At 72.0% G+C, this 17,416-nt stretch carries 17 protein-coding genes; 7 read left to right on the top strand and 10 right to left on the bottom strand.

The features are described from left to right. Positions 1 to 190: 190 nt before the first annotated feature. The gene (locus tag ACFQ7C_RS07250) at positions 191 to 562 is read left to right on the top strand and encodes a hypothetical protein (protein ID WP_378898831.1); all 372 of its coding nucleotides are present in this window, start codon (positions 191 to 193) and stop codon (positions 560 to 562) included. A 59-nt stretch (positions 563 to 621) separates the two neighbouring features. Beyond that, positions 622 to 1,230: an ArsR family transcriptional regulator gene (locus ACFQ7C_RS07245; RefSeq protein ID WP_378898830.1), complete on the top strand. Its 609-nt coding sequence runs from the start codon at positions 622 to 624 to the stop codon at positions 1,228 to 1,230. Positions 1,231 to 1,251: 21 nt separating this feature from the next. Here the strand turns inward: ACFQ7C_RS07245 and fdhD are convergent, their stop codons facing one another. Both fdhD and moaA read right to left on the bottom strand, forming a co-directional pair. Continuing rightward, the gene (fdhD, locus tag ACFQ7C_RS07240; RefSeq protein WP_378898829.1) at positions 1,252 to 2,166 is read right to left on the bottom strand and encodes a formate dehydrogenase accessory sulfurtransferase FdhD; all 915 of its coding nucleotides are present in this window, start codon (positions 2,164 to 2,166) and stop codon (positions 1,252 to 1,254) included. Position 2,167: 1 nt separating this feature from the next. Further along, positions 2,168 to 3,262 carry a GTP 3',8-cyclase MoaA gene (moaA, locus tag ACFQ7C_RS07235; protein ID WP_378898828.1) on the bottom strand — a complete coding sequence of 365 codons (1,095 nt, stop codon included), beginning with the start codon at positions 3,260 to 3,262 and terminating at the stop codon, positions 2,168 to 2,170. A gap of 227 nt (positions 3,263 to 3,489) precedes the next feature. On the opposite strand from moaA, the gene ACFQ7C_RS07230 reads away from it, so the two are divergent. Continuing rightward, positions 3,490 to 4,935, top strand: a complete 1,446-nt coding sequence (locus ACFQ7C_RS07230; RefSeq protein WP_378898827.1) for a cytochrome ubiquinol oxidase subunit I — start codon at positions 3,490 to 3,492, stop codon at positions 4,933 to 4,935. An 18-nt stretch (positions 4,936 to 4,953) separates the two neighbouring features. Continuing rightward, positions 4,954 to 5,988, top strand: coding sequence for a cytochrome d ubiquinol oxidase subunit II (cydB, locus tag ACFQ7C_RS07225; RefSeq protein ID WP_378898826.1), 1,035 nt, complete (start codon positions 4,954 to 4,956; stop codon positions 5,986 to 5,988). Between the two features lie 48 nt (positions 5,989 to 6,036). Here cydB and ACFQ7C_RS07220 read toward each other — a convergent pair whose 3' ends face one another. Next, positions 6,037 to 6,738: an alpha/beta fold hydrolase gene (locus ACFQ7C_RS07220; protein WP_378898825.1), complete on the bottom strand. Its 702-nt coding sequence runs from the start codon at positions 6,736 to 6,738 to the stop codon at positions 6,037 to 6,039. A gap of 18 nt (positions 6,739 to 6,756) precedes the next feature. Then, entirely contained in the window at positions 6,757 to 7,326 is a 570-nt protein-coding gene (locus tag ACFQ7C_RS07215) for a hypothetical protein (protein ID WP_378898824.1), read from the bottom strand. An 89-nt stretch (positions 7,327 to 7,415) separates the two neighbouring features. Between ACFQ7C_RS07215 and cydD the strand changes: the two genes are divergently transcribed. The 3 genes from cydD (at position 7,416) to ACFQ7C_RS07200 (ending at position 11,846) form a co-directional block, all read left to right on the top strand. Next, positions 7,416 to 9,119, top strand: coding sequence for a thiol reductant ABC exporter subunit CydD (gene cydD, locus ACFQ7C_RS07210; protein WP_378898823.1), 1,704 nt, complete (start codon positions 7,416 to 7,418; stop codon positions 9,117 to 9,119). Positions 9,120 to 9,232: 113 nt separating this feature from the next. Beyond that, positions 9,233 to 10,864 carry a thiol reductant ABC exporter subunit CydC gene (gene cydC / locus ACFQ7C_RS07205; protein WP_378898869.1) on the top strand — a complete coding sequence of 544 codons (1,632 nt, stop codon included), beginning with the start codon at positions 9,233 to 9,235 and terminating at the stop codon, positions 10,862 to 10,864. 37 nt (positions 10,865 to 10,901) lie between these two features. Further along, positions 10,902 to 11,846: a capsular polysaccharide synthesis protein gene (locus ACFQ7C_RS07200; protein ID WP_378898822.1), complete on the top strand. Its 945-nt coding sequence runs from the start codon at positions 10,902 to 10,904 to the stop codon at positions 11,844 to 11,846. Positions 11,847 to 11,852: 6 nt separating this feature from the next. On the opposite strand, the gene ACFQ7C_RS07195 is transcribed toward ACFQ7C_RS07200, so the two are convergent. The 6 genes from ACFQ7C_RS07195 to ACFQ7C_RS07170 all read right to left on the bottom strand — a co-directional run bounded on the left by ACFQ7C_RS07195 (position 11,853) and on the right by ACFQ7C_RS07170 (position 17,361). Next, positions 11,853 to 13,412, bottom strand: coding sequence for an SDR family oxidoreductase (locus tag ACFQ7C_RS07195; protein ID WP_378898821.1), 1,560 nt, complete (start codon positions 13,410 to 13,412; stop codon positions 11,853 to 11,855). Positions 13,413 to 13,489: 77 nt separating this feature from the next. After that, positions 13,490 to 14,101 (bottom strand): GNAT family N-acetyltransferase, encoded by a 612-nt coding sequence (locus tag ACFQ7C_RS07190; protein WP_378898820.1) that lies wholly within the window; start codon positions 14,099 to 14,101, stop codon positions 13,490 to 13,492. 147 nt (positions 14,102 to 14,248) lie between these two features. Beyond that, positions 14,249 to 15,337, bottom strand: a complete 1,089-nt coding sequence (locus tag ACFQ7C_RS07185) for a sulfate/molybdate ABC transporter ATP-binding protein (RefSeq protein ID WP_378898819.1) — start codon at positions 15,335 to 15,337, stop codon at positions 14,249 to 14,251. Further along, positions 15,334 to 16,164, bottom strand: a complete 831-nt coding sequence (locus ACFQ7C_RS07180; protein WP_378898818.1) for an ABC transporter permease — start codon at positions 16,162 to 16,164, stop codon at positions 15,334 to 15,336. Before ACFQ7C_RS07180 ends, ACFQ7C_RS07185 begins: the two co-directional genes overlap by 4 nt. Then, positions 16,161 to 16,967 carry a molybdate ABC transporter substrate-binding protein gene (gene modA / locus ACFQ7C_RS07175; protein ID WP_378898817.1) on the bottom strand — a complete coding sequence of 269 codons (807 nt, stop codon included), beginning with the start codon at positions 16,965 to 16,967 and terminating at the stop codon, positions 16,161 to 16,163. Before modA ends, ACFQ7C_RS07180 begins: the two co-directional genes overlap by 4 nt. A 1-nt stretch (position 16,968) precedes the next feature. Continuing rightward, positions 16,969 to 17,361, bottom strand: coding sequence for a molybdopterin-binding protein (locus ACFQ7C_RS07170; RefSeq protein WP_378898816.1), 393 nt, complete (start codon positions 17,359 to 17,361; stop codon positions 16,969 to 16,971). Positions 17,362 to 17,416: the final 55 nt, after the last annotated feature.

The following is a 17,416-nucleotide window of genomic DNA, read 5'->3' as shown; positions in this document are numbered from 1 at the left end:
GCGATCGCGCGCCCCGAAGCTCCACCCCCTGACGGACGGCGAGCGTGGATGGTGAGCGCGGAGACCGCTCCCCCAGTGGCGGCTCTCCCTGGCGCCCCGACGCTGTCCGCCCGTCCCCGCCGGCGGACAGCGCCATGTCGGGGCCAGATCGTGCGACGCAGCGCCACCCCGCGCCACTAGAGTCATGCCCATGGCATCAGGCAAGCAGCAGCAGAAGCCCGAACCCGAACTCCACGGCGGCGTCCTCTCGGGCGGCGGAAGCGCCACCCTCTGGGGCTGGCTCATCGGACTCGTCGTCTTCGTGTTCGTGGCGGTCCCCATCTCCATCGCCGTGCGCTTCGCGACCCACCCGGCGACGCAGCAGCTCTTCGGCGGACGCCTCGAGGACGCCACGAGCGGCGCCTACTCGGCGTTCTGGTGGATCGTCGCGCTGTTCCTGTTCGCCATCCCCGTGCTGGTCGGCTGGGGCGTCGCCAAGCTGTCCGGCCGCACGCTCGCGATCATCGTCGGCATCGTCGCGGTCTTCTTCATCGCGATCCTCATCTTCGGTCAGCTCTTCTGATCCGACGCGGGTGAGCCTGCGCGCACCCGGTCGCCCTGGCGTCCCGCGATAATGGGACCATGACGACCGGGTACAGCGCGATCTCGAGCTACTCCCGCGTCGAGATCATGCACCTGCTGCAAGAACGCCCGCAGCGGGCGGTCTCCGAACTCGTCGAGGCCACCGGCCTGCACGCCAACACGGTGCGAGAGCACGTGCAGCGCCTCATCGACGCCGGCTATGTGATCGCCGAGACCGAGCGACGAACGACGCGCGGGCGGCCGCGGGTGCTGTACTCCGCCGCCACCGGTGCCGACGAGGCCTCCAGCCCGGTCGCGATCCGACGTGCGGAAGCTGCCGCGCGCCGCGGGGATCTCCTGCGTCGCGTCTACGGCTCTGACACGGATGCCGAGCTCGGCGCCGACGCACTCCACCAGCTCGATGCGCTGGTGGAAGACCTCGGCGACGCCGGCTTCGAGCCGCTCGTCGACGAGCGCGACCTCACCGTCGATCTGACGCCGTGCCCGCACGTGCCGTCTGCCGAGCACCGCGGCGTGCTGTGCAGCGTGCACATCGGACTGATGGACAGCGTGCTGGCGCAGGCCGGCGGACCTCTGCGCGTCGAGGGCATCGCCGCCTCCTGCGACCCGACGCAGTGCGTCGTGCAGCTCGCCAGCGCCCGCGACTGAGGCCGACCGCGTCTCCGCGCTTCAGCGCACCACGGCGGCGACCCGAACGCGGTCAGGGCGCGAGTACACGTTCATCGACGACCCGCGCACGAACCCCACAAGGGTGAGCCCGGAGGCCGCGGCCAGCTCGACGGCCAGCGACGACGGCGCCGAGACCGCGGACAGGATCGGGATGCCGGCCATCACGGCTTTCTGCACCAGCTCGAAGCTGGCACGGCCCGACACCTGCAGCACTGTTCCGCTCAGCGGCAGCCGGTCCTCGAGCACCGCCCAGCCGACCACCTTGTCGACCGCGTTGTGGCGGCCGACGTCCTCGCGCAGCACGAGGAGCTCCCCCGTCGCGGCGTCGAACAGGGCGGCGGCGTGGAGGCCGCCGGTCTTGTCGAACACCGTCTGCCCCGCCCGCAGCGCGTCGGGAAGACCCGTGATCAGCGTCGCGTCGACGGGGGCAGCATCCGTCTCCACGTCGTAGCGCGACTGCTTCTCGATCGCCTCGATCGAGGCGGTGCCGCACACGCCGCAGGAGCTCGTGGTGTAGAAGTTGCGCGCGATGTCGGTCACGAGCGGCTCGAGACCGGGGGCAAGGGCGACATCGAGCACGTTGTACGTGTTCTCGGTCGACCCCGCCGACGCAGACGGGCCGACGCCGATCGTCAGCAGCGGTGTCGGCGGCACCGCCCCCGTCCCCGGTCCGCCGCAGTGGATCGCCGAACGCAGATCGCCGGCCGCGGCGATCACGCCCTCGGACACCAGGAACCCGGCGGCGAGCTCGAGGTCGTTCCCCGGGGTGCGCATGGTCACGGTGAGCGGCTCGCCCGCGACGCGGATCTCGAGCGGCTCCTCCACGACGAGCGTGTCCGCCCGGCGGCGCACCGAGGTGTCTCCGGCGCCGAGCGCGATGCGGGTGACGGGCGTGCGCGTCGTGATGCGGCCCATGTCAGCCCCCGATGGCGTTCATGCCGCGCGCCGGCTGCAGGAATGCCGGGTCGTTGATCGCGTGGCCCGGGAGCTTGCCGTGAACGCAGGAACGCAGCATCCCGTCGATCTCGCCGTCGTCGCCACCGGCGCGCAGGATCGGCAGCAGGTCGTACTCGGTGGTGGAGAACAGGCAGTTGCGCAGCTGCCCGTCGGCGGTGAGCCGCAGCCGGTCGCAGTCGCCGCAGAACGGCGCCGTCACCGACGCGATCACGCCGACGGTGTGCGGCCCGCCGTCGAGGGTCCACCGCGCTGCCGGCGCGCCGCCCCGGCCGGGCACCGGGGTGAGATTCCAGCGGCGGCCCAGCGCGCCCAGGATCTCGTCCTGCGTCACCATCCGCGTCCGGTCCCAGGTGTGGCCGGCGTCCAGCGGCATCTGCTCGATGAAGCGCATCTGCGCGTCGTGCGCGATGGCGAACTCCACCAGATCGACGAGCTCGTCGTCGTTGACGTCGCGCATCGCCACCGCATTCAGCTTGAGGGGACGCAGAGCGGATGCTGCGGCCGCCGCGATCCCGTCGAGCACATCGTCCAGGCGGTCGCGGCGCGTGAGGTCGTGGAAGCGGTCGCGGCGCAGCGTGTCGATGGAGATGTTGAGCCGGTTCAGCCCGGCGTCGACGAGGCCAGGAAGAAGCTCCGGCAGCCGGATCCCGTTCGTCGTCATCGCGATCTCGACGGGGCGCCCGTCCGGACGGGTGATCGCGGACAGCCGGCGCACCACCTCGACGATGTCGGTGCGCAGCAGGGGCTCGCCGCCGGTGAGGCGGAACGTCGTGATCCCGTCGGCCGCGGCCACCCGCGCGATGCGCACGATCTCGTCGAGCGTGAGGATGCTCGTCTTCGCGAGCCACTCGTTGCCCTGCTCCGGCATGCAGTACGTGCATCGCAGGGAGCACCGGTCCGTCAGCGAGATCCGCAGGTCGCGGTGCACGCGCCCGTGCGTGTCGACGAGCGGGGCGCCGATCGCCGGCGGAGCCGAGGTCGCGAACGCGCCGGGATCCGCGGATGCCGCGGGGTGCAGCATCCGTCGTCCGATCGTGACCGGGATCGCACTCACGCGCCCGGCTCCGATCGCTCTGCCCGGCTCGCCATGATTCCGAGGGTAGTCGCGCGGCGGACGGCGGGCGCCGGTGCAACCTCATTATTCACGGCGGGGATGCTCGCCCCGACGACGGGTTCCTGGGAATCTGGGTCCACCGGGCGCCCCTGGGGATTCGTCGCCCGTGTGGTCTGACCACATGTTACGGTGGTCGCACCAGACCGGAACGATCGGAGAGACGCATCGTGGATCTGCTGGACCCTCTGCTGCTGGCGCGCTGGCAGTTCGGCCTCACGACGCTGTACCACTTCCTCTTCGTGCCCCTCACGCTCGGCATGGCGCTGACGGTCGCGATCTTCCAGACCGCGTGGTTCCGCACCGGCAACCTGAAGTGGCTCCACCTGACCCGGTTCTTCGGGAAGATCTTCCTCATCAACTTCGCGATGGGCGTGGTCACGGGCATCGTGCAGGAGTTCCAGTTCGGCATGAACTGGTCGTCGTACTCGCGCTTCGTCGGCGACGTGTTCGGCGCCCCGCTCGCCTTCGAAGGGCTGATGGCCTTCTTCTTCGAGGCGACGTTCATCGGCCTGTGGATCTTCGGCTGGGACAAGCTGCCCAGGGCCCTGCACCTCGCGAGCATCTGGATCGCGACGATCGGCGCGTGGTTCTCGGCGTACTTCATCCTCGCGGCGAACGCGTTCATGCAGAACCCCGTCGGCTTCAAGATGGCCGAGGACGGCTCGCGCGCCGAGATGACCGACTTCTTCGCGGTGCTGACGAACCCCGTCGCGCTCGCGGCGCTCCCCCATACCCTCTTCGCGGCCTTCATGATGACCGCGGGCGTGATCGTCTCGATCTCCGCCTGGCACCTGCTGCGCAAGCAGAACGTCGACATGATGCGCTCGTCGCTCAAGTTCGGCCTGTGGGGCCTCATCGCCGCCTTCGCGGGCGTCGCGATCTCGGGCGACCAGCTGAGCCTCGTCATGGTGGCGACGCAGCCGATGAAGATGGCCGCGGCCGAGGCCATGTTCGACAGCGCGTGCGGAGCGGACGCCTCTTTCTCGGTCTTCACACTGGGCACGCCAGACGGCACCAGCGAGCTGTTCTCGATCCGTGTTCCGTACCTCCTGGCGCTGCTGTCGACGCACTCCTTCGACGGCTGCGTCGAAGGCATCAACGACCTGAACAACCTGTACACGACCGAGCTGTTCCCGCAGTTCGCCGACCAGGTCGACGGCAACTTCGCGCCGATCCTGTGGGTCACCTATTGGTCGTTCCGCTGGATGATCGGCCTCGGCAGCATCGCCGCGCTCGTCGGGGTCGTCGGCCTGTGGCTCACCCGCAAGAAGGCGAAGCGCGAGGTTCCGGCGTGGGCCTGGCGGCTCGCGATCTGGGCGTGGCCGGCCTCGCTCCTGGCGATCCTCGTGGGCTGGGTCTTCACCGAGATGGGCCGCCAGCCCTGGATCGTGTTCAGCCTCATGCTGACCGAGGACGGCGTCTCGCCCTCCGTGCCCGGATGGACCGTGCTCATCTCGCTGACCGCGTTCACGCTCATCTACGCGGCGCTGGCGGTGGTCGAGTTCGGCCTCATCCTGAAGACGACCAAGAAGGGTCCTGACCCCCTTCCCGAGCCCGGGGCGCCCGATGCGCGCACCCAGGCGGTCGAAGACACCCCGACGACGGTCTACTAAGGGCTGCAGGAGCACATCATGGATCTCGCGTACCTCTGGTTCTGGATCGTCGGCTTCCTCTTCGTCGGCTACTTCGTGCTCGACGGGTTCGACTTCGGCGTCGGTATGTCGCTGCCGTTCCTCGGCAAGAACGACATCAGCCGCCGCCAGGTCATCAACACGATCGGCCCCGTGTGGGACCTCAACGAGACCTGGGTCATCGTCGCCGGCGCGTGTCTGTTCGCCGCATTCCCGGAGTGGTACGCGACGCTCTTCAGCGGCTTCTACCTCGCCCTGCTGCTGATCCTGCTGGCGCTGATCCTGCGCGGCGTCTCGTTCGAGTACCGCCACCAGCGCGACTCGCCGCGGTGGAAGGCGGGCTTCGACCGGATGATCGTCATCGGCTCGGCCGTGCCGGCGTTCCTCTGGGGCGTCGCCGTCGCCAACATCGTGCAGGGCGTGCCTCTGGATGCGGACCACGAGTTCACCGGCTCGCTGCTGACCCTCCTCAACCCCTACGGCCTCCTGGGCGGCCTGACCACGCTGCTGCTGTTCTTCACGCACGGCGTGTACTTCGTCGCGCTGAAGACCGACGGCCAGGTCGCCGCCGACGCGCGCCGGCTCGCCGGCCGCGCGGGACTCCTCACGATCGCGGTCGCCGCCGCGTTCCTCGCCTGGACCGTCGTCATGGCGTTCGGCGAGGGCCGCGATTTCGCGCTCGTCACCGCGATCCTGTCGGCGGTGGCGGCCGTCCTCCTCATCGCCTCGTGGATCTCGAACGCCCGCGGGCGCGAAGGCTGGGCCTTCGGGTTCGGCGCCTTCACGATCGTGACGGCCGTGCTCGCGGTGTGGTTCGCCCTGTTCCCCTACGTGATGCCGTCGACCGGCGACCCGGCCGGATCGCTCACGATCGAGAACGCGTCGAGCACCGACTACACCTTGACGATCATGTCGTGGGCCGCCCTCGTGTTCCTGCCCCTGGTGCTCGCCTACCAGGGCTGGACGTACTGGATCTTCCGCAAGCGCATCACCCGCTCGCGGATCGAGCAGGCCGCTGCGGCTCCCGCGCACTGACGTGTCGGGTGACGGATGCTGCGGGCCGCAGCATCCGTCACCCCTCGGTCATCTCGCCGACAGCCCCAGAACCGGATACATCACGGTGAACCCCTCCTGCAGTCCTCCGGTCAGCGCGTCACCGACATGACCGGCGCCGGGCACCTCGTAGTACGTGACCGTGATGCCGACGGCCTGCGCTTCGGACGAGACGTCCGTCGCGGCCTGGATGTAGGTCGGGTCCTCAGAGCCGGCGGTGAACACCGCCGTCATGCCGTCGTACGTGCCGGAGGGTGCGGCCTTCATGATGTTGATCGGCTTGGCCGCTTCGAACGCCGCCGTGTCGCCGCCGTAGATCGTCGTCGTGACGCTGCCGGGGTCCTCAGAGCCGGGGAACGGCTCCCCCGAGACGTCGATGAGGTTCTTCCACTGGTCGGGGTACTTCGCGAGGTACTTCACGGCGCAGCCGCCGCCGTTGGAGTAGCCGGCGATGACCCAGTACTCCGGGTCCTGGAGGATGTGGAGGTTCTGCTTCGCCCAGTCGACGACGTCCTTCGTGACGTAGGTCTCGGCGTTGCCGTACGCCTGAGAGTCGGCGCAGGCAGGATCGTTCCCGTCGGGTCCGAGTTGGTCGGGGACGATGACGATCGGCGCGAGGCCGTTGTTCTTCGAGGCGAAGTCGTCGAGCACTCCGGCGATGTAACTCGGGTCGGGGTTGCCGGGGTGTCCCATCATCATGATGACGAGGGGCAGCGCCGGTGCGTCCGCCACCAGCGCCGCCGGCGGCAGCTAGATCCCGGCCGGCCGGGCATCGAAGCCCGAGGTGGTCGCGGGGATGACCTGGGTGCCCTGCTGCCCCTTGGCGGGCATGTCGGCGGGCGGCGTGAACGTCGCGTACAGCGGACCGGCATCGGGGTCGGCGGACGCGGTGCTCGTCGGCACGACGATGGGTTCGTCGCCGGAGATGCCGAACAGGCTGCCGAGCGTCGGGTTGAGACCGTAGACGGCGTTGATGCCGATCGTCCCGGCGATCGTGAAGACCACGATGCCGGCGATCGCGACGATCTTGCGCCACAGCGGCGAACTCCACAGGTTGGCCACCGCGAGGCTTATCGCGGCGAACGTGACCGCCGCCCACCACAGCACGGGCGTGGGCAGCGGGTCGCTGCCGAAGGCGTCGGTCGCGTCGATGAGGAGCCCGACGCCCAGTCCGACCAGCGCTCCCGCCAGGAGCGCCAGCAGCGCGGTGAGCACCCATCGCCCGGTCGGCCTGCGGATGAGCAGCACCAGGAAGAAAGCGACGGCGAGGCCGTACACGATCCATGGCACCGGGCCGTCGATGATCGGAATGCTCCACATGCGCCTCAGCCCCTTCGCGCGGTGCGACACAGAGTAGCGGTCAAGCCGTGGACGGCGACAGAGCGAGGGATGGGTAGGGTCGAAGTGGAATGAGTGAGACGGATGCCCCGCCTCGCGTGAACGGCAAGCCCGTCGACCCGCGGCTGCTGAGGTACGCGAGCGCCTCTCGCGGTTTCTTCGTCGCCATCGCCGCGATCGCGGCGGCGCAGACCGCGGTGGTCGTCGCGTTCGCGTGGCTGCTGACGCGGGCGATCACCGGGGCGATCGACGGGATGCCGTGGGCCGACCTCGCGCCCACCCTCGGCGCCCTCGCGATCGTGGTCGCGCTGCGTGCGGTGCTGCTGTGGGCGCGCGAAGCCGTGGCCGCCCGCGCCGCCGCCCGCGTGCAGGGGCAGCTGCGCGCGGCGCTCAACGAGGCCATCGGCGTGCTCGGTCCGGAGTGGCTGGGCGCCCGCAACTCGGCCGCGCTCGCCGTGACCGCCGGACGCGGGCTCGACGCCCTCGAGGCGTACTTCGGCCGGTACCTGCCGCAGCTGGTGCAGACCGTCGTCGCGACACCGCTGATCCTCGCGGTGATGTGGTGGCAGGACTGGCTGTCGGGGCTGACCGTGCTGCTCACGCTCCCCCTCATTCCCATCTTCATGGTGCTGATCGGCCTGGCCACCCGCTCGGTGCAGCAACGGCAGTGGCGCACCCTCCAGCGCCTCGCCTCGCGGTTCGCCGACACCGTTCAGGGGCTGTCGACGCTCAAGGTGTTCGGGCGGCAGCATCGGGCCGCGGCATCCATCGAACGGGTCACCGGCGAGTACCGCCGCGAGACGATGCGCGTGCTGCGGGTGTCGTTCCTGTCGGGCTTCGCGCTCGAGTTCCTCGCCTCGATCGCCGTCGCGATCGTGGCGGTCTCGATCGGCTTCCGGCTCATCGATGGCGCGCTCACCCTTGCCGTCGGTCTGTTCGTGCTGCTGCTCGCGCCCGAGGCGTACCTGCCGCTGCGCCAGGTCGGCGTGCAGTTCCACGCCGCGGCCGAGGGGGTCGCGGCGACCGACGACGTGTTCGACGTGCTCGACGCGGCGCGGGGCTCCGACGTCGCCGTCGCCTTTCCCCGCTCACCTGGCACGAACGGTCGTGGGGAGCGGCAGAATGCGACAGGTGAGCAGAAGGAGAGACTCGTTCTGGACGGCTTGCGGGTGCGGCGCGGGGAACGGATGCTGCCGCCCGTCGACCTGACGGCAGACCCGGGCACCGTCACCCTCATCGAGGGGCCGAGCGGGGCCGGCAAGTCGAGCCTCTTCGCGGCGCTGCGGGGAGCAGCCGCGTTCGACGGGGACGCCTCGTGGGACGGCGCCGTCCTGCGCACCCTCGCGCCGTCGGAGTGGCTGGCGTGGGCGGGTCAGCGCCCCGGGCTCCTCACCGGCAGCATCGCCGACAACGTCACCCTCGGCGACCCGGCCCCCGACCTGCCGACGGTGCGGCGTGCGCTCGAGCTCGCCTGCGCCGATGCGCTCGACCCGGCGCAGGAGCTCGGCGCGCAGGGCGCCGGACTCTCCGGCGGCCAGGCGCAGCGTGTCGCGGTCGCCCGCGCGTTCTACCGCCACCTGCGCGGGAACGCCCCGGTGATCGCGCTCGACGAGCCCAGCTCGGCACTCGACCCCGAGACGGAAGGTCGGCTGTGGCGCAGCATCCGTCTCCTCGCCGACGAGGGCGCGACCGTGCTGCTGATCTCGCACCGCACGTCCGCGCGCGCCGTCGCCGACCAGGTCGTGCGACTCGAGCCGAGCGAGGTGCTCGCATGACCGCGCCGCGGGAGCCCGAACACCCCCGCTCACCTGTCGCAAACGGCCGCGCCGAGCAGCACAATGCGACAGGCGAGCAGCCCTCGACGCCGGCCGGCGTGCTGCGCGGGGCGATGCCACCGGTGCGGCGGTTCTGGTGGAGCCTGGCCGCAGGGTTCGCCTCGGAAGCCTCCGCCGTCGCGCTGCTCGCCGTCAGCGCGTGGCTCATCGTCCGGGCGAGCGAGCAGCCGCCCGTGCTGTACCTTTCGGCTGCGGTCGTCGGCGTGCGGTTCTTCGCGATCTCGCGGGCGTCGTTCCGCTACCTCGAACGGCTCACCGGCCACGACGCCGCCCTGCGGCAGCTCGCATCGACGCGCGCCGACCTCGTCCGCCGGCTGGTGCCGCTGGCACCGGACGGGCTGGCCCGCACGCGCCGCGGTTCGGTGCTGGGCGCGCTCGTCGACGACGTCGACGAGCTGCAGAACCTCCCGCTGCGAGTCGTGCAGCCGCTGGTCTCGTCGGCGCTGGTCGCCCTCGGCGCCGTCGTGCTGGTGGCGTTCGTGTGGTGGCCCGCTGCGCTGACCCTGCTGGCGTGCCTCCTGGTCGCCGCCGCGGTCGCCACACTGTGGGGATGGATGTCGGGGGCCCGCGCCGAGCGCGCCATCGCGCCGTTGCGCGCCCGCCTCGCCGACGCGGTGCTCGATCACATCGGCAGCCTCGACGTGCTCGCCGCCTTCGGGGCCGAGGCGGAGAGCCGCGAGCGCATCGCCCGCGCGGACGCCGACCTTCGCCGCGCCGTCGTGCGCCGCTCCGGGGCCCAGGCCGGCACCACCGCCCTCGTGTCGCTCCTCGCCGGCGCCGCGTCGATCGCGGCCGTGCTGGTCGCGGCGCCGGGTGCCGCGTCCGGCTCCATGACCGGCCCGTCCCTCGCGGTCGCGGTGCTCGTGCCGATGGCGGTGTTCGAGGTGTTCGCCTCGGTGCCGATGGCGGCGTCCGCGTGGCGCCAGGTGCGGGCGTCGGCCGAGCGCATCGCCGACTCCCTCCCCGCGACGCTGCCGCCGGAGCTCGCCCCCGAGTCGATCGAGCCGACGGGGAACGCCCCGGCGCTCGGCGACGGCATCCGCCTGCACGCGGCCAGCGTGCGCTGGCCCGGCGCCGTGCACCCGGCCCTGCACGGGGTCGACCTCGCGATCCGCCCCGGCGAGCGCGTGCTCGTGATGGGCTCGAGCGGCGCGGGCAAGAGCACCCTCGCGCACGCGCTCGTGCGGTTCCTCGAGACCGACGGCGGCTATGACATCGGCGCGCGCTCCGTGCACGAGCTCTCCCCCGACGACGTGCGGCTCTCGGTCGGCCTGTGCGAGCAGCATCCGATGCTCTTCGACGAGGACATCCGGCAGAACCTGCTCTTCGCACGCGACACCGCGACGGATGCCGAGCTCGAGGCCGCGCTCGACCGCGTCGGCCTCGGCTCCTGGCTGCGCGAGCGCGGCGGCCTCGGTGGGCGCGTCGGCGAGCGCGGCGCGCTCGTGTCGGGCGGACAGGCGCAGCGCATCGCGCTTGCACGGGCGCTGCTGCGGGGCTTCCCGGTGCTCGTGCTCGACGAGCCGACCGCGGGCGTCGACCCAGAGGCATCCGATCGCCTGCTCGCCGACCTGCTGGGCGCGGTGCAGGACGATCAGGCCGTCGTGCTGATCTCGCATGTCGCCGTGCCCGACGACCTCGTCGACCGCGTCGTGCGCATCGAAGACGGACGCCTGGTCGCGTGATCCCGGCGCCGTCGCGACCAGAGCATAAGCTCGCACCGTGAGCGACGGCATCCCGAACCCGCTTCCGGGGCTCGAGGCGCAGCTGCGGCGTGCGGACAGATTCCGCGACTCGGTCGACCCCGTCGCCGCGATCGCGGCGTACCGCACGTTCGCCGACTTCCTCCGGCCGCGTCTGCCCGAGCTGCGGGTGGCGGCGGGGCTCCCCGAGCAGCCGGGCACCCGCCGGGACGGCCGCCTGATCGCTGACCGCGACGGCGCGCGCGTCGACCCGTCGGCGCTCAATCTCTACACGTTCTGGAACACGCCCCTCGATTCCGCACCGCCGCTGGTGCGGGCCTGCGTCGGTGGGATGACGCGCCTGCACGCCGATCTGCCGACGCCGCTCACCGTGCTGGACGGCGAGTCGGCGCGCGGTCTGGTGGAGATCCCGGACGCGGTCGCCGCCGCCCTCGAGAAGGACCACCCCGCTCACTTCTCCGACTTCGTGCGCATCAGCGTGCTCGATCGGCTCGGCGGCATCTGGGTCGACGCGACCTGCTGGGCGCCGGCGCCGCTGCCCGGGGCCGTGGCCCCTCTCCTCACCGCGGGGGCGCTGTACCCGCGCTGGACCCATCGCCAGATCGGCAACTGGTTCATCGCCGCCGTGCCCGCGACGCCGCTGATCCGGCTGCAGCGTCTCGCGCTCGAGGCGTGGTGGGGGTCCGGCGGCGGGATCCCCGACTACTTCCTCTACCACCGCATCTTCGAGGCGCTCCTCGATCTCGTGCCCGAGTTCCACGGGCAGTGGGATGCTGCGCCCACACTGTCCAGCGCCGCGAGCCACCTCCTGCAGCTCGGAATGATGCAGCCGTGGGATCCCGACCCGCTCCGTTTCGTCGCGGGCGCGTCGATCGTGCAGAAGCTCAGCTACAAGTACGACGAGGTGCCGCCGGGTTCGGTGCTCGATCGGCTGGTGTCGGGCGCGCCGCTCCTCGGCGGCTGATCCCGGTCAGGGCGACGTCGGCGGAGGCTCCGCCACGACGGCCTCCGCCGTCGCGGTGATGCGCCGCGCCATGCCCGCGAAGATGAACCCGTGGAACGGCAGCACCGCAAGCCAGTACAGCCGCCCGGCGAGCCCGCGCGGGAAGAAGACCGCCCGCTGGTCGTAGCGTGAGCCACCGCCGTCGCCATCCGGCGACGCCTGCAGCTCGAGCCACGCGAGCCCCGGCACCTTCATCTCGGCCCGGAGGCGCAGCATCCGTCCCGGCTCGAGAGCCTCGACCCGCCAGAAGTCGAGCGCGTCGCCGACGGCGAGCCGCCCCTTGCTGCGCCGCCCGCGGGCGAGCCCGATGCCGCCGACGAGCCGGTCCATCCACCCGCGCACGGCCCACAGCAGCGGCGACGAATACCACCCGTTCTCGCCGCCGATCCCGACGATCACGCCCCACAGCGCCGCGGGCGAGGCCGCGGTGTGCGCGGTGCGCACGTCGGTGAAGGCCACCCTGCCCGCCCAGTCGGGATCGTTCGGCAGCGGGTCGCTGGGCGCGTCCAGCACCTCGGCATCCTGCCAGCTGGTCTCGACCGCATCCGCCTCGACGCGGCCGAGCGCCAACCGCACCGCCCTCCGGTAGGGCGTGAGGCCTCCGTCGGGCGGCGGGATCAGGTCATCGATCGCGTGGTCCTTCACGATGCACTCGTTCTGCAGCGACTCGACGAGCGGACGCGCGATCGAGCGCGGAATGGGCGTCACGAGGTTCACCCAGTGCGAGGCGAGGCGCGGCGTGAGCACCGGCAGCGCCGCGATGGGCCGCTGCGGCAGCCCCGCCTCGACCGCGTAGCCGTTCATCATCTGCCCGTAGCGCAGCACGTCCGGCCCGCCGATGTCGACCGCGCGATTCACGTCGGCGGGCAGCCGCGCGGCGCCCAGCAGGTAGTGCAGCACGTCGCGCACGGCGATCGGCTGGATGCGGTTTCGCACCCACTTCGGCGCCGGCATGTACGGCAGCACCTCGGTGAGGTGGCGCACCATCTCGAACGACGCCGACCCGGATCCGATCACGACGCCCGCCTGCAGCACGATCGTCGGAACCCCGCTCGCGAGCAATGTCTCGCCGACCTCGACGCGCGATCGCAGGTGCGGCGACAGCGCCACGTCGTCCGGGTGCAGGCCGCCGAGATAGACGATGCGGTCGACGGATGCCGTCGCCGCCGCCCGCGCGACGGTCTGCGCCGCGCGACGGTCGGCATCGGCGAACTTCGCGCCGCGCGACATCGAGTGGACGAGGTAATAGAGGACGTCGACATCGCGCACGGCTTCGCCGACGGATGCTGCGTCCTCGGCGTCTCCGCGGACGATCTCGACGCGGTCGCCCCACGGGAACGCCGACGCCCGCGCCGGATCGCGCGCCAGCACGCGGACCTCGTACCCGGCGTTCAGCAGCCGCGGCACCAGGCGCCCGCCGATGTACCCCGTGGCGCCGAGCACGAGGGCTCGCGGCGCGGAGCCGTCCTCACGCGGCTGGGCGGTGAGTGCCGGTTCGCGGCCGGTCGGCGCCGAGACATCCTCCACGCCCGCAGACTACGCGAGCCGCCGGATGCCGGCACGGGGTTGACGTCCGGCCGCGGATGCGCTCGCGGGCGCGTCGGTCAGAGGCGCGTCGCGAAGACCTGCGTGCCCTCGGGCGACGGCAGCGGCTCGAACCCGACGCGCGGATAGAACGCGATCGCACCCGTGTTGTCGGACGACGCGACGAGGTGGAGGCCGGGCACGCCCGCGTCGCGCAGGGCGTCCTCGAGCGTCTCGATGAGGCGGCGGCCCAGCCCCTGCCCCTGGGTCTCGGGCAGCAGGTCGATGTGCAGGTGCGCGGGGTATTCGTCGCCGAACGGCTGCGCACCTCCGTGGCGCGCGTACGCGTAGCGGACGATGCCGTCCTGGCGCGAGACGCTCACCGGAAGCGGGTCACCCTGCGGTTTCGGCCAGCGCTCGGCGAAGCGCGGCCACCACTCGGTGGCGAACCAGTCCTCGAACGCGGCCGAGTCCGGCGCGCCCACGACGTAGCCCACGACCCGGTCGTCGGCGGTCTCGACGACGAAGGCGAACTCCGGATGACGCGCCGCGTACGGGAGCACGAAGATCTCGGCCCAGAGGTCGTCGTCGTCGAGGAGGCCCGTGGCGTCGGCTCCGGCATCCGCGGTCTTGAGGCAGATCTCGGCGAGGGCGGCTTCGTCGCCGGGCCGGAAGGGGCGGATTCGCATCACCGGCCGAGTCTACGGCTCCGCCGTTCGCAGTGATCGCCGCCCCCGGTCTCGACCAACCCGCCCCGGACCCCGTGCCGGAATCTCACCCACGGGTCGGTGAGCGAGCGAGGAACGAGCGAGACGAAACGCGCCGAGCCTGCCACAGGCTCAGGGCTCGGCGACGAACCGCACATCGGTGGGGTCCACCCGCAGCGTGATCGCTGCACCGGGCGCGAGCCCGGCGGCGCGGTCCGCGGCGACGTCCACCGCGACATCGGGATCCCCGGTGCGCACCCGCACCCCCGCCGGAGTCTGCTCGAGCCGCACGACCGGCGCGGTCCACTCCCCCAGCCCGCGCGGTGGCCCGTCGACGACCCGGACGTCGCTCGGGCGGAACACGGCCGCGGGCGACGGATGCTGCGCACCCGCCGGCACGGGAAGCACGAGGCTCCCGGCACGCCAGGTGGCAGCATCCGTCCGCCCCTCCACCCGATTGAGACCCGCCACCGCCGCGGCGAACCGCGTCGCCGGGGAGGCGAGCACCTCGCGGACCGGGCCGGACTGCGTGACGCGGCCGTCCTCGAGCACGACGAGGCGGTTCGCGAGCGCCACGGCGTCGACGGCGTCGTGGGTCGCGACGACCGCCGTCGTTCCGGTGGCCGCCAGCTGCTGGTGCAGAAGCGCCCGCACGTCGCCGGCCGTCTCGGTGTCGAGCGACGTGAGCGGTTCGTCGAGGAGGATCGCGGCAGGGGTCGTCGCGAGCGCACGCGCCAGCGCGACGCGCTGCTGCTGGCCCCCCGACAGCTGCGCGGGACGACGCCCGCCGAGGCCCTCGAGACCGACGCGCCGGAGCCAGTCCGCGGCTCCGACCGACGCGGCGGCTCTCGTCGCGCCGTGCACGCGCAGTCCGAACGCGACGTTGTCGAGCGCGCTGAGGTGCGGGAACAGTCGCGGGTCCTGCCCGAGCAGGACCACCCCGCGCGACGCGGGCGGGGTGCGGCGGGCCGGTGACGCGTCGAGCACGCGACCGCCGAGGTGCACGTGCCCGTCGTCGAACGCCGTCAGGCCCGCGAGCACGCCGAGCAGCGTCGACTTGCCGGCGCCACTCGGTCCCATGAGCGCGACGACCGATCCCGCCGGCACGTGCAGCACTGCTTCGAGCGCGAACCCGCCGCGACGCACCACCACGCGGGCGTCGATCCCGGCTGCGGCGCGGGACGCAGCATCCGTCCCGGCGTGCGTGGCGACCGCGCTCATCGGGGCGCCTCCGCCCGCCACGCGCGCACGAGCAGCAGCACGCCGACAGCGGTGACGAGCAGCAGCAGCGACAGCGCGACCGCCGTCCCCTGGGAGACGCCTGCCCCGTTGAACGCCGTATAGATCGCGAGCGGCATGGTCTGGGTCACGCCCGGCGCGTTGCCCGCGAACAGTGCCGTCGCGCCGAACTCGCCGATCGCGCGGGCGAAGCAGAGCACGATGCCGGCGATCAGCCCCGGGGCGGCGAGCGGCAGCGTCACGCGGGCGAGGATCGTCCAGCGCCCCGCACCGAGGCCCGCCGCCGCCTGCTCGTACCCGATGCCGGTCGCCCGCAGCGCCCCCTCGAGCGCGAGCACGAGGAACGGCAGCGCCACGAAGGTCTGCGCCAGCACGACGGCGGTCGTCGTGAACGGGATACGGATGCCCCATTCCGCGAGGATGCCGCCCACCCAGCTGGTGCGGCCGAAGAGGAACAGCATCGCCACGCCTCCGACCATCGGCGGCAGCACGAGCGGCACGGTCACGAGGGCGCGCAGCACGGCGGCGGTGCGGACCGTGCTGCGGGCGATGAGGAGCGCCAGCGGCACCCCGAGCACGACGCACACCCCCGTGGCCGCAGCGCCGGTCGCGATCGAGAGCCCCAGGGCCGACAGCGCCTGCGGCGAGGTGACGTCGCTCCACAGCGTCGCCCACTCGACCCGCAGCACGAGCGCCCCGAGCGGCAGGACCAGAAGCGCGAGCCCGATCACCGCCGGCACAGCGAGCACGCGGGGCACGAACCCCGTGCGGTCCTCCCGTGCGGAGAGCTGCACTGGTCGGGTTGTCATGATGCTCCGAAGCCGAGGGTCTCGAGCACCTCCTGGCCCTCGTCGCCGAGCACGAACGCGACGAACGCCTCGGCGACGTCGGGGCTCGCGGCGGCGGACAGCGCCACGATCGGGTAGCGGTTGACGACCTCCTCGGCGCCGTCGACCTCGATCGCGTCGATGTCGTCCGTGGTCGCAGCATCCGTCACGTACACGAGTCCCGCGTCCGCCTCGCCGGCGGCCACCTTCGTGAGCACCGCGGTCACGTTCTGCTCGTAGCTGTCGACGCTGGCCACCACGCCCGCGTTCGACAGCAGCGTCGCCGACGCCGCGCCGCACGGCACCTCGGCCGCGCACAGCACGACGGCGAGGTCGGTGTCGGCGAGGTCGTCGAGGCTCCTGACACCGCCCGGATTGCCGGCGGGCACGACCAGCACGAGGGTGTTGGTCGCGAACAGCTCGGGGCCGGATGCGAGGCCTTCGTCGACGAGCTTCTGCATGTTCTTCTCGTCGGCCGACGCGAACACGTCGACGGGGGCGCCCTCGATGATCTGCGTGGCGAGCGTCGACGACCCGTCGTACGTGATCGGCTGGACCTCGACGGACGGATGCTGCGCCTCGAACCGCATCGCCAGCTCGTCGAACGCCGCCTTCAGCGAGGCCGCGGCGTACACCGTGAGCTCGCCGTCGAGCTCGGGCGCGGACGAGCTCGACGGCGCGGATGTCGCGACCGGATCCTGGTCGGCGCCGGTCGCGCAGCCGGCGAGAGCCAGTGCGAGGGCGCCGAGGACGACGGATGTGCACAGAAGCGCGGAGCGCGGCATTTCAGCCCTTCGGGGTCTCGACGATCACGTTCGTGGCCTTCACCACCGCGACGGCGAGGGAGCCCGGCTCGAGGCCGAGCTCGCGCACCGCCTCGCTCGACATGAGCGAGACCACGCGATGCGGGCCCGACTGGATGTCGACCTGCGCCATGACGCCGTCGGCCTGCACGCGTGTGACGAGTCCGACGAACCGGTTGCGCGCGCTCGACAGCACATCCGCGGGGTCTCTCGGCGTCGCCGCCAGCTCGACCGCGTGCGCCGCGAGGGCATCGCCCGGGATCTCGATCGGCGACGCCCCGGTCGTCGGCAGGGCGCCCGCGTCGACCCACCGGCGCACGGTGTCGTCGCTGACGCCGAGCAGACGCGCCGCTTCGGCGATCTTGTAGCTGGCCATGAACTCACGCTAGCACCGCAGATGCGACTTAATTACTGGTGTTCCTCCGCTGATG

This window comes from Microbacterium sp. NPDC056569 (assembly GCF_042793475.1).
Taxonomy (GTDB): Bacteria; Actinomycetota; Actinomycetes; order Actinomycetales; family Microbacteriaceae; genus Microbacterium.
The sequence above is the reverse complement of the archived record's forward strand: the minus strand, read 5'-3'. Positions and strand labels throughout refer to the sequence as shown.

What these genes read in the sequence shown, in the direction of transcription:
- modA (WP_378898817.1), bottom strand. Translation starts at nt 16,967, where the DNA reads ATGCCGCGCTCCGCGCTTCTGTGCACATCCGTCGTCCTCGGCGCCCTC.
- ACFQ7C_RS07185 (WP_378898819.1), bottom strand. Translation starts at nt 15,337, where the DNA reads ATGAGCGCGGTCGCCACGCACGCCGGGACGGATGCTGCGTCCCGCGCC.
- cydC (WP_378898869.1), top strand. Translation starts at nt 9,233, where the DNA reads ATGCCACCGGTGCGGCGGTTCTGGTGGAGCCTGGCCGCAGGGTTCGCC.
- ACFQ7C_RS07170 (WP_378898816.1), bottom strand. Translation starts at nt 17,361, where the DNA reads ATGGCCAGCTACAAGATCGCCGAAGCGGCGCGTCTGCTCGGCGTCAGC.
- ACFQ7C_RS07180 (WP_378898818.1), bottom strand. Translation starts at nt 16,164, where the DNA reads ATGACAACCCGACCAGTGCAGCTCTCCGCACGGGAGGACCGCACGGGG.
- cydB (WP_378898826.1), top strand. Translation starts at nt 4,954, where the DNA reads ATGGATCTCGCGTACCTCTGGTTCTGGATCGTCGGCTTCCTCTTCGTC.
- fdhD (WP_378898829.1), bottom strand. Translation starts at nt 2,166, where the DNA reads ATGGGCCGCATCACGACGCGCACGCCCGTCACCCGCATCGCGCTCGGC.
- ACFQ7C_RS07215 (WP_378898824.1), bottom strand. Translation starts at nt 7,326, where the DNA reads ATGTGGAGCATTCCGATCATCGACGGCCCGGTGCCATGGATCGTGTAC.
- cydD (WP_378898823.1), top strand. Translation starts at nt 7,416, where the DNA reads ATGAGTGAGACGGATGCCCCGCCTCGCGTGAACGGCAAGCCCGTCGAC.
- ACFQ7C_RS07245 (WP_378898830.1), top strand. Translation starts at nt 622, where the DNA reads ATGACGACCGGGTACAGCGCGATCTCGAGCTACTCCCGCGTCGAGATC.
- ACFQ7C_RS07250 (WP_378898831.1), top strand. Translation starts at nt 191, where the DNA reads ATGGCATCAGGCAAGCAGCAGCAGAAGCCCGAACCCGAACTCCACGGC.